General features: G+C 69.4%; 16 protein-coding genes. 2 read left to right on the top strand and 14 right to left on the bottom strand.

The window, feature by feature from the left end; genetic code table 11:
• Positions 1-11 precede the first annotated feature (11 nt).
• The 6 genes from V2S05_RS07850 to V2S05_RS07825 form a co-directional block, all read right to left on the bottom strand.
• Positions 12-272: a hypothetical protein gene (locus tag V2S05_RS07850; RefSeq protein ID WP_413634633.1), complete on the bottom strand. Its 261-nt coding sequence runs from the start codon at positions 270-272 to the stop codon at positions 12-14.
• Between the two features lie 65 nt (positions 273-337).
• On the bottom strand, positions 338-961 hold the full coding sequence (locus tag V2S05_RS07845; RefSeq protein WP_413634632.1) for a DUF2238 domain-containing protein: 624 nt from the start codon (positions 959-961) through the stop codon (positions 338-340).
• Positions 958-1,812 (bottom strand): endonuclease/exonuclease/phosphatase family protein, encoded by an 855-nt coding sequence (locus tag V2S05_RS07840; RefSeq protein ID WP_413634631.1) that lies wholly within the window; start codon positions 1,810-1,812, stop codon positions 958-960. The genes V2S05_RS07845 and V2S05_RS07840 overlap by 4 nt, the downstream gene beginning before the upstream one ends.
• A gap of 2 nt (positions 1,813-1,814) precedes the next feature.
• Entirely contained in the window at positions 1,815-2,606 is a 792-nt protein-coding gene (locus V2S05_RS07835; RefSeq protein ID WP_413634630.1) for a nitroreductase family protein, read from the bottom strand.
• Between the two features lie 7 nt (positions 2,607-2,613).
• A complete protein-coding gene (locus V2S05_RS07830; RefSeq protein ID WP_413634629.1) occupies positions 2,614-2,970 on the bottom strand; it encodes a hypothetical protein in 357 nt (118 codons plus the stop codon).
• 142 nt (positions 2,971-3,112) lie between these two features.
• Entirely contained in the window at positions 3,113-4,522 is a 1,410-nt protein-coding gene (locus V2S05_RS07825) for an MFS transporter (RefSeq protein WP_413634628.1), read from the bottom strand.
• Between the two features lie 120 nt (positions 4,523-4,642).
• Between V2S05_RS07825 and V2S05_RS07820 the strand changes: the two genes are divergently transcribed.
• Positions 4,643-5,044 carry a hypothetical protein gene (locus V2S05_RS07820; RefSeq protein ID WP_413634627.1) on the top strand — a complete coding sequence of 134 codons (402 nt, stop codon included), beginning with the start codon at positions 4,643-4,645 and terminating at the stop codon, positions 5,042-5,044.
• An 88-nt stretch (positions 5,045-5,132) separates the two neighbouring features.
• Here V2S05_RS07820 and V2S05_RS07815 read toward each other — a convergent pair whose 3' ends face one another.
• The 6 genes from V2S05_RS07815 to kynA all read right to left on the bottom strand — a co-directional run bounded on the left by V2S05_RS07815 (position 5,133) and on the right by kynA (position 10,193).
• The gene (locus V2S05_RS07815; RefSeq protein ID WP_413634626.1) at positions 5,133-5,477 is read right to left on the bottom strand and encodes a hypothetical protein; all 345 of its coding nucleotides are present in this window, start codon (positions 5,475-5,477) and stop codon (positions 5,133-5,135) included.
• A gap of 108 nt (positions 5,478-5,585) precedes the next feature.
• Positions 5,586-6,230 (bottom strand): DsbA family protein, encoded by a 645-nt coding sequence (locus V2S05_RS07810; protein WP_413634625.1) that lies wholly within the window; start codon positions 6,228-6,230, stop codon positions 5,586-5,588.
• A gap of 18 nt (positions 6,231-6,248) precedes the next feature.
• Complete coding sequence (locus V2S05_RS07805) at positions 6,249-7,067, bottom strand: PaaX family transcriptional regulator C-terminal domain-containing protein (RefSeq protein WP_413634624.1); 819 nt, start codon at positions 7,065-7,067, stop codon at positions 6,249-6,251.
• Positions 7,064-8,290, bottom strand: coding sequence for a kynureninase (locus V2S05_RS07800; protein WP_413634623.1), 1,227 nt, complete (start codon positions 8,288-8,290; stop codon positions 7,064-7,066). The genes V2S05_RS07805 and V2S05_RS07800 overlap by 4 nt, the downstream gene beginning before the upstream one ends.
• A 1-nt stretch (position 8,291) precedes the next feature.
• Complete coding sequence (locus V2S05_RS07795; protein ID WP_413634622.1) at positions 8,292-9,200, bottom strand: hydrolase; 909 nt, start codon at positions 9,198-9,200, stop codon at positions 8,292-8,294.
• 138 nt (positions 9,201-9,338) lie between these two features.
• Positions 9,339-10,193: a tryptophan 2,3-dioxygenase gene (kynA, locus tag V2S05_RS07790; RefSeq protein WP_413634621.1), complete on the bottom strand. Its 855-nt coding sequence runs from the start codon at positions 10,191-10,193 to the stop codon at positions 9,339-9,341.
• A 132-nt stretch (positions 10,194-10,325) separates the two neighbouring features.
• Between kynA and V2S05_RS07785 the strand changes: the two genes are divergently transcribed.
• A complete protein-coding gene (locus V2S05_RS07785) occupies positions 10,326-11,825 on the top strand; it encodes a glutamate-cysteine ligase family protein (protein WP_413634620.1) in 1,500 nt (499 codons plus the stop codon).
• A gap of 4 nt (positions 11,826-11,829) precedes the next feature.
• Here the strand turns inward: V2S05_RS07785 and V2S05_RS07780 are convergent, their stop codons facing one another.
• Both V2S05_RS07780 and V2S05_RS07775 read right to left on the bottom strand, forming a co-directional pair.
• Entirely contained in the window at positions 11,830-12,372 is a 543-nt protein-coding gene (locus V2S05_RS07780) for a cysteine hydrolase family protein (protein WP_413634619.1), read from the bottom strand.
• The gene (locus tag V2S05_RS07775) at positions 12,369-13,814 is read right to left on the bottom strand and encodes a purine-cytosine permease family protein (protein WP_413634618.1); all 1,446 of its coding nucleotides are present in this window, start codon (positions 13,812-13,814) and stop codon (positions 12,369-12,371) included. Before V2S05_RS07775 ends, V2S05_RS07780 begins: the two co-directional genes overlap by 4 nt.
• Between the last annotated feature and the right edge of the window lie 42 nt (positions 13,815-13,856).

The following is a 13,856-nucleotide window of genomic DNA, read 5'->3' as shown; positions in this document are numbered from 1 at the left end:
CGCCTGAGGGTTCAGTCGTTCTTCGTCGCCTCTTCAGCCGCGCGCATGGCGGCATCGCCCTCCTCGGGCGATTCCGCGCCGGCGCTCGCCGCAGGGTCGTCGCCGGAGGCCGGCTCGCCGTCGGTGGTCGGCATGTTCTGGCTGTCGAACTGGCCGTCGGGCAGCGCCGCGTCAGCGGGCTGGGGGTCGCCGTGCGAGCCGTTCTGCACCTGGGCGGAGTCCGCCGCAGCGTCGTCGTGCAGGTCGTCGGGTTTTCCGTTGTGGTGAGTCATGTCACGAGTATCAGCCGACCTCGGCGATCGAGGCAGGGCCGTGACGGCGCAAACTTCGCGGGGTATCATCTGCGCGGACCCGACAGCATCGCCTCGGGCGCCGGGAGCGGCGGAGCGGGAGCACGACGCACATCGATCAGCACCAGCAGCACGCCGGCCACGGCGCCGCCGATCCCGCCGAGCACCATGTCGCCGATCGTGTCCTGGTAGTCGACATGGATCTGATCGCTGATGTACTCGACCCCGAACCACTCGATCATCTCCCAGACCGCGCTGAGCGCGAGCGCGATCAGCGGCACGAGCACCAGCGGGGTCCGCGCTCGGGGACTCGCCGATGCGGTGATGCCGACGACATCGGTGCGCGTCAGCACCTCTGCGGCGATGATCGCCAGCACCGCCGTGCAGGCGAAGTGCACCACCAGATCCCACCACGAGACGGCGGCATACAGATCGAGCACGTTGCTCCACGCGGCGGCGAGGATGGTCCCGCCGGCGGCGACGTCGAACCAGGCCCGCATGCCGAGCATCCGCGGCAGCATGAGAGCGGGCAGCGCCAGGGCCGCTATCCCGGCATCCGTCGGCTTGAGCCAGGCGGCGGCCGCGATGACACCCAGGATGCCGATGACCCGCAGTGCATCGGCCGCCCATTCCGCCGCCGTGCGCGGCGGCCGCAGGAAGTCCTCTTTCATGAGGCGCCCTCTCCGAAGCGCAGGACCGCCTGCACCGGCAGGTGATCCGACGGCCTGCGGCCGTTCGGTGCATGGTCATTCACGCCGACCGCGTGCACACGCACATCCGGTGTCGTCATGATCCAGTCGAGCCGGCGTCCGCCGGGGCGCGGACGCCCGTAGCGCGAGTACGTGCCCCGGCGCGCTCCGACCTGCCGCTCGGCGACGTCTGCGCTGTCGAGCAGCGCGCGGCCCGACTGCAGCGCGTGCACGGGCGTCGAATCGGCGCCGGCGTTGAAGTCGCCGGTCACGACCGCAGGCAGCGCACGCTCGGCCACGAGCCGGCGGATGCTGAGGGCCGAACGTCGCCGCGACGACGCGGAGAGATGGTCGAGATGGGTGTTGGCGGCGAGGAATCGCGTGCCGGTGCTGCGCTCGACGAACTCGGCCCACACCAGGATCCGGGGGATGAGGTTCCCCCAGCCGATCGATCCCGCCCGCTCGGGCTGATCGGACAGCGCGCGCTGGCCCCAATCACGCAGCTCGAGGCGAGCGCTGTCGTACACGATCGGCGTGCCCTCACCGCGACCTCCGGCACCCCGTCCCGCGCCGATCGCGCGATGGCCGGCGCCGAGCGCGTCGCGCACGACGGGCATGGCGCGCGGCAGCACCTCCTGCAGGCCGAGGAGCGTCGGCCGCTCCGCGGCGAGCAGCTGCCCGACAGCCGGAGCACGCCGCGACCACCGGTCGGCGGGCCGCTGCAGCATGCCGTCCGCCGCGCGACGGATGTTGAACGTCATGACGTGCACGTCGGGCGCGGCGATCGGCCCGATCAGGGCATCCGCGGGCACATCCGGTTCGGGTGCCGCCATCGCTACCCGTCCCACCCCTGCTGCGGCGTCTCGCACGTCTCGCGGAAGACGAACTGCGACGGCAGCTTGCGCTGCGAGCTCGACCAGTCGATGGCCGGCCGACGCTGCTCGGGGGGCAGGTAGCCCAGGCGGTACACGGCCATCAGCTCGAGATCGTCGGGCACGTGCAGCAGCTCGATGATCTCGTCCCAGCGTCCCGGCGCCTCCATCGGGAACGAGATGAACTGGATGCCCATGCCCAGCTCCACCGTCGTCAGCCAGATGTTCTCCATCGCCGCACCCATGCTGAACACCGAATAGAACGACGAAAGCTCGCCGGGGCGGTACTCGCTGCGATCGAGCATCACGCCCAGCAGCAGCGGGGAGCCGGCCACCAGTTTTGCGTTCTCGGCGCCCAGCGTCTTCGGCACGCCGAGCGAGTTCATCAGCTTCTGGCCGCGCGAGGTGAACACCTGGCTGGTGAACGGCCGCAGCACCGCGGGCAGTTTGTCGAACAGCATCCCGCTGCGCTTCTGCTCCATCTCGGCCTCGCTGAAGCGGAAGTACGGCTTGTACCGCTCGAAGAAGGTGCCGTTCGACATCACCTCGGTCATGCTCTCGCCCGAGATCTTCGCGATCCGCTCGATCGTCTCGCGCTGCTCGATGACGACGAAGCGCCACGGCTGGCTGTTCAGCTGCGACGGTGCGCGGCTGGCCGCCTCGATCAGCAGCCGCTGGTGCTCGTCGCTCACGGCATCGGGCAGGAACGGCCCGTTCGTGGTCTTGCGGCGGCGGATGACGTCGAGGAATTCCATGGTGCTCCTATCGGCGGGAGGTGATCACGCCGGCGGCGATGAACGGTGCGGCGGTGAGGGCGATGGCGGGATGCCGGCGAGTGTGTGTGCCCGCGTAGGGGATGACGGCGAGCGGAGCCAGCGCGGGGGCGATGGCGAGGGAGGCCCGGCGGTCGCGGCGGAGGCCGGCGACCAGGGCGAGCAGCGTCGTCGAGACGGTCGCGATGTACAGCGCGTGATGCACCCAGCGGAAGCGCCGGGTGTCGATCAGCCTGGTCGCGACGGCGGTGCCGAGGGCGCAGTTGGCGGCATAGCAGATCCCGGATGCCAGGAACGCGGGCGACGCAGGACCTCGGTGCCGCGATGCTCGCCGTCTGCGTCTCATGGGTTCAGCACATCATGTCGCGGGCATTCGGCGCGAGGGGTTGCGCGCGGGTCGTGAAGGGCCCACCTGTCCGAGGCAGGAGAACACGCCAGAGCAGGACATCTCGGTCGAATTCGACCTGCGCTCGCGCGTTCTCCTTTCCTCAGAGAGTCGGATCGGCGGCGGAGGCCGGCTCGACCGGCTCGGCAGGACTGCGGCGGATGCCGATCCACGACACCACTCCGCCTGCGGCGAACAGGGCGGCGGTGACGATCGCGGCGCTGTGAAAGCCCCCGAGATCGAGCGATCCGCCGACGATGGTCGACAGCAGTGCGACCACCAGCAGCCCGGCGACGCGGGAGACCGCGTTGTTCACGGCCGACGCGATGCCGCTGCGGCGCTCGTCGATCGCACCCAGGATCGCCGAGGTCAACGGGGCGACGGTCAGGGCGAGGCCCAGCCCGAGCACGATCATCGAGGGCAGCACCTGCCACCAGTAGTCGAAGTCCCGCCCGACCGTGAGCAGCAGCAGCGCGCCCACCGCCATCAGAAGCGGACCGACGGTCATGAACAGCCTCGGACCGAGGCGCCCCGCCCACGCTCCGGCGCGCGACGACAGCAGGATCATCAGCACCGTGACCGGCAGGCTCGCCAGCCCTGCCGCCGTCGCGCTGAGCCCCGGACCCTGCTGCAAGTAGACGCCGATCACGAAACCGTTCAGCGACAGCGCGGCGTACACGAACAGCGTCGAGACGTTTCCCCACCCGAAGTTGCGCACGGTGAACATCGACAGCGGCAGCAGGGCGTGCGCCGACCGGGCCTGGCGCCACAAGAAGACGGCGAGCAGTACGAGCCCGGCGGCTCCTGGCATCCAGATTCCCGGATCAGACCAGCCGAGCCGCTGCTGCTCGATCAGCGCGAAGACGACAGCCCCCAGACCGAGCGCGCACAGGATGCCGCTCACCCAGTCGACCCGCACATCGCGCTCGTGCTCGGGCAGGTCGAGTCGGCCGAGCAGCACGAGAGTCACCGCGATCGGCAGCACGTTGATGAGAAAGACGAACCGCCACGAGAGCAGATCGACGAACAGGCCTCCCATGAGCGGCCCGACCAGTTGAGCGGCGGTGGTGAACGCCGTCCACACGCCGATCGCGCGCGACTGCAGCTCGCCGCGCATCGTCGCCGTGATCAGCGCGAGAGAACTCGGCACGAGCAGCGCACCCGCGGCTCCCTGCACCGCGCGGGCGATGATCAGCACCAGCGGGTCAGGAGCCGCCGCCACGGCGATCGAGGCGACGCCGAAGGCGATGAGTCCGATCCGCATCACGCGCACGCGCCCGTAGGCGTCCGACAGCGACCCCGCCAGCAGGATCAGCGCGCTCAGCGTGATCAGGTACGCGTCGACCACCCACTGCTGCGTGGCGATGCCGCCGCCCAGCTCGCGGCTGATCGCCGGCAGTGCCACGGTGACCACGGTGCCGTCGAGGAAGGTGACGAACGAGGCCAGCACGGCCACTGAGACGACGAGTCGCTGCACGGTGTCGAATCCGGGCACAGGGGTGAACGTGGGCACAGGCCGACACTACTCCCGCCATCGACCTGCGGCCCGAGCAGGCGTAGCCTGGCCGCAGGCGGGACGACCTGCCCCGTCCGAGACCCCGGCGTGAAGCCGAAGACGAAGGCGGTGCGAACCATGGATTCCATGATGATGGACGCGATGGCGTCCGAGATGAAGACCTCCGGCATGGAGATGATGGACATGTCGGTCATGCAGGCCTGCATCGACGCCTGCGCAGCGTGCGAGCAGGCCTGCACGGTCTGCACGACGCAGATGATGGACTGCAGCGTCGCGTGCATGAACTGCGCCGACATGTGCGGCACCATGATGCGCTCGATGCTGCGCATGCAGGGCATGACCGCGCAGGTGATGATGTCGATGCTCGACGCGTGCATCGCGATGTGCCGGATGTGCATGGACGAATGCCAGGCGCACGCCGAGCACAGCGACGTCTGCCGGATGTGCGCTCAGGCCTGCAAGGCGTGCATGGATGCTTGCATGGCGATGCGCGACGCCATGACGAAGATGGCGTCCTGACGAGGCAGGTCAGCCACGTTCAAATCGCTCAACTGGTCGCATCCGGCCGCCGTGCGCGGCCATTTGAGCGATTCGAAAGCGCTCCGGGTCAGCGAGCGACATTGTAGAGCACGCGGCCGACGGCCAGCACGTCGTAGGCGGCGTGCAGGGCGACCGGTGTGCCGGCGGGCGCCTCGAGTGCCGCGCCGCCGGCGCTCCAGACCGAGAGCACGTCGCCGCCGAGGGTGCGCAGGCGCAGAACGCCGGATGCCGCATCCGCAACCTCGACGATGGCATCCGCCCAGCCCAGCGGCGTCGCCGACGCCATCCGCGCCTGGATCAGGTGCAGGGCGTGACCGGGTGCGTAGGAGGAGCAGACGTCGCCGTGGTCGCACATGCACGCCGCACGCTCACGCACCTCGGAGGGCGAAAGGCGGATCGGCTGCGTGCTCACGGTGGGTCTCCTCGTCATCGGGTCCACCGAGAATACGTCCGGCTTCGGCGAGGTGTCGATGAGATCCGACACAGGGCGACACATTGCCCCCGATCATCCCCCGGCGCGTCAGCGCGACTGCGCCTCGACGATCGCCCTCTCGAGATCATCCGGCCCGGTGAGCGTGACCATGCGCCCGTCGACGAAGAACGTCGGCGTCCCCTCCACACCGAGGAAGGTGCCCTCCGACCTGTCGCGCCGCACGCGTTCGGTCGTGGCAGGGTCGGCGACGGCCTCGTCGTAGGCCGCCATGTCGAGGCCGATCTCCTCGGCCAGGGTGCGGAACGCCTGGGGGGTCGGCTCGGCGGCTCCGCCCCACTCGGCATGCGTCTCGAGCAGCCGCTGGTACATCGCCTCGAAATCGCCCTGCTGTGCGGCTGCCTCGGCAGCGAGCGCCGCCGGCATCGAGTTCACATGACTGGGCAGCGGGAAGTACCGCACCGCGTAGGTGATCTGCCCGTCGTATTCCTGCCGCAGATCCTCCATCACCGGATGAAACGCCGCACACGCCTCGCACTCGAAGTCGAGGAACTCCACCACGGTCACCGCGTCGGGTCCGCCGTCGTCGAGCACGTGCGACTCCTCGCGCAGCACCTGCGGCTTCGGGTCGTTCTCGGACTCGGCGCGCTGCGCCACCGCCCACACGAGCACGCCGATCAGCAGCAGCATGACCAGGCCGCCGGTGACGATGACGGCCTTGACGGAGTTCTTCATGGTTCGATCCTGTCAGCTTCACCGGACGGCGCCGCGCGCATGGGCGAGTGCGCGGGGCGCGAGCTCGGACGACATGCGAGCGAACTCCTGCACGCTGCGCTCGCCGGGCCAGTCGTCGGGCAGCAGTGACCTGGGCAGCCCCGGATCGATGTACGGCAGCACCCGCCAGCTGTCGATGAGCCGCACATAGGCGTCGAACGGCTGAGTCTCATCGAGGTCGCCGAGGGACGCCTGGAACCGCTCGTGCTCCGCGCGTAGCGCGGCGAGATCCCACCACCGTGCCGCTGCGGCCGGAAGCGGGTCGGCGGGTTTCGGGTCGGTCGTGCGGAACAGCGTGGTGAAGGCGCGGGCATCCAGCTCGGCCAGCAGCTGCTCGACCTCCTCCGCCAGGTGCCCGGGCAGGATCCACAGCCCTGCCGAGACCGCACCCGCGCCGACGAACTGCAGCCGGCGGCGCAGCTGGTGCCTGAGGTCGCGGCGGGTCTCGGGGACGGTCGCCGAGACGAGCATCCACTCATCGGCCTCGGTCATCGTCCGCACCGCGAAGATGCGCCGGTCGCCGCGCTCGAGCATCGGCAGCGCGGCGGGGTTCAGCACATAGTCGCCGTCGGGCGCCGCCACCAGCAGACCTCGCTGCTTGAGCCGTGTGATCGCCGTGCGCGCCCGCGCCGCCGGTATCCCGAGGTCGCCGGCCAGCCGCACGAGCGCCGCCGGGGTGATGCGCCCGCCGAGCGGGCGCAGATACAGGCCGATCAGGGTGCGCAGCAGCGAGGTGGTGCTGCCGGGACGCGCGTCGATGTCGTCGAGCACGAGGCCCGCGCTCGGACGGGCGGTCATGACTGCAGGGCGTCGCGCACGGCGATCACCCCGCGCAGCGTCTCTTCATGCGAGGTGCTCAGCGGCGACAGGCCGAGGCGGATGCCGTCGGGGAAGCGGAAGTCCGGGATGACGCCCTCGGTCCACAGCTGCCGCGTGACCTCCTGGAACGAGTCGTGGCCGATCGTCACGTGCCCGCCGCGGTGCGACGCCTCGCGCGGCGACAGCAGTCGAACGCCCAGCGGCGCGAGCAGCGCGTCGTAGGCGCGGATCGCGAACTCGGTGAGCGTGATCGACTTCGCTCGGAGGGCGGTGACGCCCTCGAGCTCGATCAGGTCGAGCATGCCCTGCATCGCGAGCATCGACAGCACCGGCGGGGTGCCGCTGAGCAGCTGTCGGATGCCAGACACCGGGGCGTACTCCGGCCCCATCGCGAAGATGTCGGCGGCGCCCCACCAGCCGTGGATCGGCTGCAGGACCTTGCCGTGGTGCTCGGCGCGCAGATAGCCGAATGCCGGCGAGCCCGGGCCGCCGTTCAGGTACTTGTAGGTGCACCCGACGGCCATGTCGACCTCCCACTCGTCGAGTTTCATGGGCACCACACCCGCCGAGTGGCACAGATCCCACAGCATCAGCGCGCCGGCGCTCTTCACCACCTCGGTGATCTCCGGCATCGCCGCCAGTGAGCCGGAGCGGTAGTCGACGTGGCTGAGCACGACGAGCGCGGTGCGCTCGGAGACGACCGAGGCCACCTGCTCGGCCGTCACCCCGAGGATCGGATCCGGTTCCACCCAGCGCAGCGTCGTGCCTGTCTCGTTCGCGACGCCCGCGGCGATGAAGCGGTCGGTGGGGAAGTTGCCGGCCTCGATGACGATCTCGTCGCGACCGGGGCGCGCGGCGACGCCGGCGCGCATGAGCTTGTACAGCAGCACGCTGGTGGAATCAGCGACGACGGTCTGCCCCGGCGCGGCACCGAGGGTGATGGCGCCGATGCGATCGCCGAGGTGCATCGGCAGCTGCATCCACTGCTCATCCCAGGAGCGGATGAGGCGCGTGCCCCAGTCATCGCGGATGAACGCGGCGGCCTTCTCGGGCAGATCGCGCAGCGGGCGACCCAGCGAGTTCCCGTCGAGGTAGGCGATGACGCCGGGGGCGTCGGCGAACTCGGCGAGGTGATGGGCGAGCGGATCCGCCTGGTCGAGCTTGCGGGCCTCGGCGAGCAGGTCGTCGGTGATATCGGTCATGTCACGGCTCCGTGATGTCGGTGTCGATGTCGGTGTGGTGAAGGCGGCGCGCCCGGATCGGGTCGCCGCCGGGCAGAAGCAGCAGGGAGCCGCCCGCGAGCGGGTCGGCGGGGGAAAGGGATGCCAGCAGCTCGAGCCTGTCGACGCCGGCAGCGCGCAGCGCATCGATCTCCGTCTCGCGGAGGTCGACCGGAGTGTCGCCGTTGCCCATGTCTGTGCCGTACAGGATCTCGCCTCCCGCGGCGATGAAGCGACGCACGTTGTCGATCGCGAGGGTGAGCGTGTCGCCGTCGTGGATCGCCAGGGTGGAGATCCACGATGCGGATGCCGCCTGCCGGGCGATCTCGGCATCGCTCAGCCGCTCGCTGAACGGCGCGTGCGCGAGGCGGGTGGCGCCGAGACGCACCACGCGCTGCGCCTGGCCTGCTCCTTCGGCGTGGGCGACGACGGGCAGGTGGTGCACGGCCGCCTGGTGCACCACCGCTCGGAACGAATCATCGTCGAGCACGGGGCCGGCGTCGCTGTTGGCGACGATCTTGATGACCGAGACACCGGCAGCGGCGAGCTCATCGACCGCGCGCGCGGCGTGCTCGGCGTCCGGGATCTCCCGCACCGAACCCGGCGAAGCCCACGCACGATCCGACGGGTACCCGCCCGGTGCCGTAAGGAAAGGCCCGGCGTACGCGACTACCGGGCGTCGCAACTCCGGAGAAGCAGCGCTGTCGGAACCGAGAACGCCGGTCTCGTCATCATTCCGCTGCGGATCTGCGGAGTCGCAACGCGACATCTCGGCGACCCAGGCCGGATCCGCGCCCAGATCGATCACGCGGCCAAGCCGCGACTCCGGCAGCAGCGAGTGGTCGACGAGCTGCAGATGCACGTGGTGATCGGTGAACAGGCCCGTGATCACGCCGTCGAGGCGTGGAGTTCCAGCCGGCGGCGGCCCTTCGACAAGCTCAGGGACCCAGGAGGGGAGAGAGCCAGGGGTCTGGGAGCTGAGGGTGCCCTCGCGCGTCCCCTCGCCGTCGAAGAAGGTGACCGCCCGCATTCAGCGGCCGATCTCGGTGCGCACGCTGTACAGCTCGGGGAAGAAGGTGAGATCGAGCGCGCGCTGCAGAAAGCTCACGCCGCTCGAGCCGCCCGTGCCGACCTTCATGCCGATCGTGCGGGTCACGGTGCGCAGATGCCGGAAGCGCCAGAACTGGAAGTTGTCCTCCACGTCGACGAGCTCTTCGCACGCCTCGTAGAGGTCCCAGTGCTCGTGCGGGTTCTCGTAGATCTCGCGGATCGCGGCGACGAGCTCGGGATGCTCTCGGTAGGGCTGGCGCACGTCGCGCTCGAGCACCTCGGCCGGGATCGGCAGGCCGCGTCGGGACGCGTATCGCAGGAACTCGTCGTACAGCGTGGGACGCTCCCACTCGGCGGTGAGCATCGCCAGGTTCCCGGGGTGGTCGCGGAACACGCTGAGCATCCGCTCGTTCTTGTTGCCGAGTGCGAACTCGACCGCACGGTACTGCACGGACTGGAACCCGGACGAGTTGCCGAGGTCGCCGCGGAACTGCGCGTACTCGGTGGGGGTGAGCGTTGCCAGCACCGACCACTGCTGGGTCAGCACCTCCTGGATGTGTTTCACCCGGGCGATGTGCTTGAGCGCAGAGCGCAGGTCGTCGTCAGCGAGACGATCGCGGGCGGTGCCCAGCTCGTGCTGCACGAGCTTGAGCCACAGCTCGGTGGTCTGGTGCTGGATGATGAACAGCATCTCGTCGTGATGCTCGGGCTGCGAGACCGGATGCTGCGCACTCAGCAGCCGATCCAGATCGAGATACGAGCCGTACGTCATCCGGTCTTCGAGGTCGGTGACGATGCCGTCTTCGAGCGTGCGTTCATTGTCGGCGGGGGCCATCCCGGAACGGTATCAGTTTCGTGGCGGCCGTCACAATGATGAAACCGCCGTCGCTAGCATGCCGCCGCCTCGATCGACAAGGGGTGCCCACCCAGGGGAGGCGATCGAATCGCAGCGGATATTCTTCCCAGCATGGGAGACAGCATCAGCTCACAGCGGTTCACACGGCAGGATCGGGCACGATTCCGCGAACAGGTGCAGCGCGGACTGGAGGCGCTTGAGCTCATGCTCGGCGACGGCTGGTTCGAGGAGGCGTCTCAGCCGCAGCTGGGTCTGGAGATCGAGCTGAACCTCGTCGACGGTGACCGCAACCCCGCGATGACCAACGAGCAGGTGCTGGATGCCATCGCCAATCCGGCCTTTCAGACCGAGCTCGGGCGATTCAACGTCGAGATCAACGTGGCACCGCGCCCGCTGGGCGACGACAGCCTCGTCGAGCTCGAGAAGGTGCTGAGCTCGGCGTTCGCCGCGGCCGATGACCGCGCCCACGGTGCGGGCAGCGACCTCGCGATGGTCGGCATGCTGCCCACTCTCGACGAGACGCACTTCACCGAGCGCTGGCTGTCGAGAGAGCCGCGCTACAAGATGCTCGGGCAGCAGATCCTCGCGGCGCGCGGCGAAGACATCGAGCTGCGACTGGAGGGGGTTCCTCTCACCGACACCGCCGAACCGGAAGACCTCGACATCATCTGCGACACCATCGTGCCCGAGGCCGCGTGCACCTCGATGCAGCTTCACCTGCAGGTGAAGCCCGAGGGGTTCGCCGCGCACTGGAACGCAGCGCAGGCGATCGCCGGCGTGCAGGTGGCGCTCGCTGCCAACTCGCCCTTCTTCGCCGGCCGTGCGCTGTGGCACGAGACGCGCATCCCCATGTTCGAGCAGGCCACCGACACGCGCTCGCAGGAGCTGAAGAACCAGGGCGTGCGTCCGCGCGTGTGGTTCGGGGAGCGCTGGATCACGTCGATCTTCGACCTCTTCGAGGAGAACTCGCGCTACTTCCCCGCGCTGCTGCCGGAGAGCAGCGACCAGGATCCGCTCGAGACGCTGAGATCGGGCACCGCCCCCGATCTCAGCGAGCTGCGGATGCACAACGGAACCGTCTACCGCTGGAACCGCCCGATCTACGACACGCAGGACGGCGGCTGCCACCTGCGGCTCGAGAACCGGGTGCTGCCCGCCTCGCCGTCGATGGCGGATGCCATGGCCGACACCGCGTTCTACTACGGGCTGCTGCATTCGCTCGCGCACAGCGAGCGTCCGCTGTGGAGCCAGATGACCTTCGACGCCGCCCACGAGAACCTGCACGCTGCGGCGCGGCACGGTATCGAGTCGCAGCTGTACTGGCCAGAGCTCGGCTGGGTCGGGCCGCGGGAGCTGGTGCTTCGCCGCCTGCTGCCGCTCGCCGCGGAGGGGCTGGAGGCCTACGACGTCTCGACGGAGGCGCGCGAGCGCTATCTGGGCATCATCGAGCAGCGCTGCGTCACCGGGCGCAACGGCGCCACCTGGCAGCGGGCGAACGTCGCCGCCAGGGAGGCGGCGGGCGAATCGCGACCACAGGCGCTGCACGGCATGCTCGACGACTACCTGCAGCGGATGCACTCCGGCGAGCCGGTACACACCTGGCGGCCCTGACTGGTCAGCCGAGGATCTCGGCTGTCGTCGCGAGCGTGATCTGCGGCGGATACAGGCTCATCACGTGCAGTGCTGCGGCGTGGTTCCCTGCCGTCGATCCGGCGCACGCGTCGGTCGCCACAGTGAGGCGCGCGCCGGCGTCCGCCCCTGCCAGAGCCGTCGAGAGCACACAGCAGTCGGTCGAGACGCCGGCGAGCACGACGTGCGCGCCGCGCCCGACGATCGTCTCGAGCTCGCCGCCCCACTTGCCGAAGGTCGGCAGGTCGAGCGTCGGCAGCGGTGAGAGACCGCGCGCCGTGGGGACGAGGTCGAACAGGGGGTCGGTGGGAGGCTGGTCGGCGAAGGGCCACGTCGCGAAGTAGTCGCCCCACGACGTGGAGCGATCGGCGGTCGGCATCCATCTGGTCACCAGCACCCGCTCGCCGAATCGATCGGCGAGCCGGGCGATGTTGTGCATCGCCTCCTCGAAGAACGGCGACCGCCACTCGGAGTCGGGCGAGGCGAAGATGTTCTGCGGATCGATGACGATCAGCCAGCCGTCCGTCATGCCTGCTCCTGCCGACGGATCCGCGCCGCGCGGGCGAACCACGTGATGGCGAACGAGAGAACCAGGGCGAAGAAGACCCCGAGGTTCGCGTAGGCCCAGTCGCCGTCCTTGCCGCCGATGAGGGGAAGGAGGTAGCCCTGCCAGTTGTTCCACGCCGCGTCGTCGGCGAACAGGTTGACCACGAAGCCCCAGCCGATGATCGAGGCGACGGCCATCGTGACGATCGAGGTCCAGTCCCAGGCACCGTATCGGCCGTTCGGATCGAACAGTGCCGCCTCGTCGTAGTCGCGACGGCGCCGCAGGATGTCCGCGATCAGGATGCCCGCCCACGAGGCCAGCGGCACGCCCAGCGTGATGAGGAACGACTGGAACGGACCCAGGAAGTCGGCGGCGAAGAACACCACGTAGATCGTGCCGAGGGTGAGGATGATGCCGTCGATCCCGGCGGCCGCCGGGCGGGGGATGCGGATGCCGAGGCTGATCAGCGTGAGGCCCGACGAGTAGATGCCGAGCACCGCCCCCGAGACGAGGGCGAGCACGGCGGTCAGCAGGAACGGCACGAGAACCCAGATCGGCAGGATGCCGGCGAGTGCGCCGATCGGATCGGCGCCGACGGCGTCCATCAGCTGCGGGTCGGAGCCGCCGAGCAGCAGCCCGAAGACGACCAGGATCACCGGGGCGATCGCGCCGCCGAAGGTGTTCCAGAAGACGATCGCGCCGTCTGAGGCGGTGCGCTTCTGGTACCGGGACCAGTCGGCGGCGATGTTGATCCAGCCCAGTCCGAACCCGGTCATGACCATCACCAGCGCGCCGATGACCGCACCGATGCTCCCATCGGGGATCGACAGGACCGCGCCCATGTCAATCCGGCTGCTCGCGAGGATCACGTAGAGGATCGTGACGGCGCCGGTGATCCAGGTGAGCACCGACTGCATCTTCATGATGGTGTGGTACCCGAGCACCGAGGCGGCGACGATGAGCGCCGCGACGACGACGGTGGCGATGATCTTCAGGGCGACGCTGTCACCCGGGCCGCCCAGCTGGGTGATGACGGTGGCCGTGGCGAGCACCGCCATGATCGCCAGGAACGTCTCCCAGCCGATCGAGGTGAGCCACGAGACGATGCCGGGCACCTTCTGCCCGTGCACCCCGAAGGCGGCGCGCGAGAGCACCATAGTGGGCGCCGAGCCCCGCTTGCCGGCGATCGCGATGAGCCCGCACAGCAGGAACGAGACCACGATGCCGACGATCGAAACGAGCGTCGCCTGCGAGAACGAGATGCCGAAGCCGAGCACGAACGACCCGTACGACATCCCGAACACCGAGACGTTGGCGGCGAACCAGGGCCAGAACAGATCGCGGGGCTTCGCGGTGCGCTGCGACTCGGGGATGATCTCGATGCCCGCTCGCTCGATCAGCGCGGGCGACGTGATGTCGGTCATGCCCTCATCCTGGCACCGCTGCCGCCGTCTCGGGGGGAAGCG

It is taken from the genome of Microbacterium sp. OR16, assembly GCF_047306725.1.
In the GTDB taxonomy this organism is placed as follows: domain Bacteria; phylum Actinomycetota; class Actinomycetes; order Actinomycetales; family Microbacteriaceae; genus Microbacterium.
The sequence above is the reverse complement of the archived record's forward strand: the minus strand, read 5'-3'. Positions and strand labels throughout refer to the sequence as shown.

Bases quoted from the DNA above. Each gene is read 5' to 3' on its own strand.
- kynA (WP_413634621.1), bottom strand. From the start codon at position 10,193: ATGGCCCCCGCCGACAATGAACGCACGCTCGAAGACGGCATCGTCACC.
- V2S05_RS07835 (WP_413634630.1), bottom strand. From the start codon at position 2,606: ATGGAATTCCTCGACGTCATCCGCCGCCGCAAGACCACGAACGGGCCG.
- V2S05_RS07830 (WP_413634629.1), bottom strand. From the start codon at position 2,970: ATGAGACGCAGACGGCGAGCATCGCGGCACCGAGGTCCTGCGTCGCCC.
- V2S05_RS07805 (WP_413634624.1), bottom strand. From the start codon at position 7,067: ATGACCGCCCGTCCGAGCGCGGGCCTCGTGCTCGACGACATCGACGCG.
- V2S05_RS07810 (WP_413634625.1), bottom strand. From the start codon at position 6,230: ATGAAGAACTCCGTCAAGGCCGTCATCGTCACCGGCGGCCTGGTCATG.
- V2S05_RS07800 (WP_413634623.1), bottom strand. From the start codon at position 8,290: ATGACCGATATCACCGACGACCTGCTCGCCGAGGCCCGCAAGCTCGAC.
- V2S05_RS07850 (WP_413634633.1), bottom strand. From the start codon at position 272: ATGACTCACCACAACGGAAAACCCGACGACCTGCACGACGACGCTGCG.
- V2S05_RS07840 (WP_413634631.1), bottom strand. From the start codon at position 1,812: ATGGCGGCACCCGAACCGGATGTGCCCGCGGATGCCCTGATCGGGCCG.
- V2S05_RS07780 (WP_413634619.1), bottom strand. From the start codon at position 12,372: ATGACGGACGGCTGGCTGATCGTCATCGATCCGCAGAACATCTTCGCC.
- V2S05_RS07845 (WP_413634632.1), bottom strand. From the start codon at position 961: ATGAAAGAGGACTTCCTGCGGCCGCCGCGCACGGCGGCGGAATGGGCG.
- V2S05_RS07785 (WP_413634620.1), top strand. From the start codon at position 10,326: ATGGGAGACAGCATCAGCTCACAGCGGTTCACACGGCAGGATCGGGCA.
- V2S05_RS07820 (WP_413634627.1), top strand. From the start codon at position 4,643: ATGGATTCCATGATGATGGACGCGATGGCGTCCGAGATGAAGACCTCC.
- V2S05_RS07775 (WP_413634618.1), bottom strand. From the start codon at position 13,814: ATGACCGACATCACGTCGCCCGCGCTGATCGAGCGAGCGGGCATCGAG.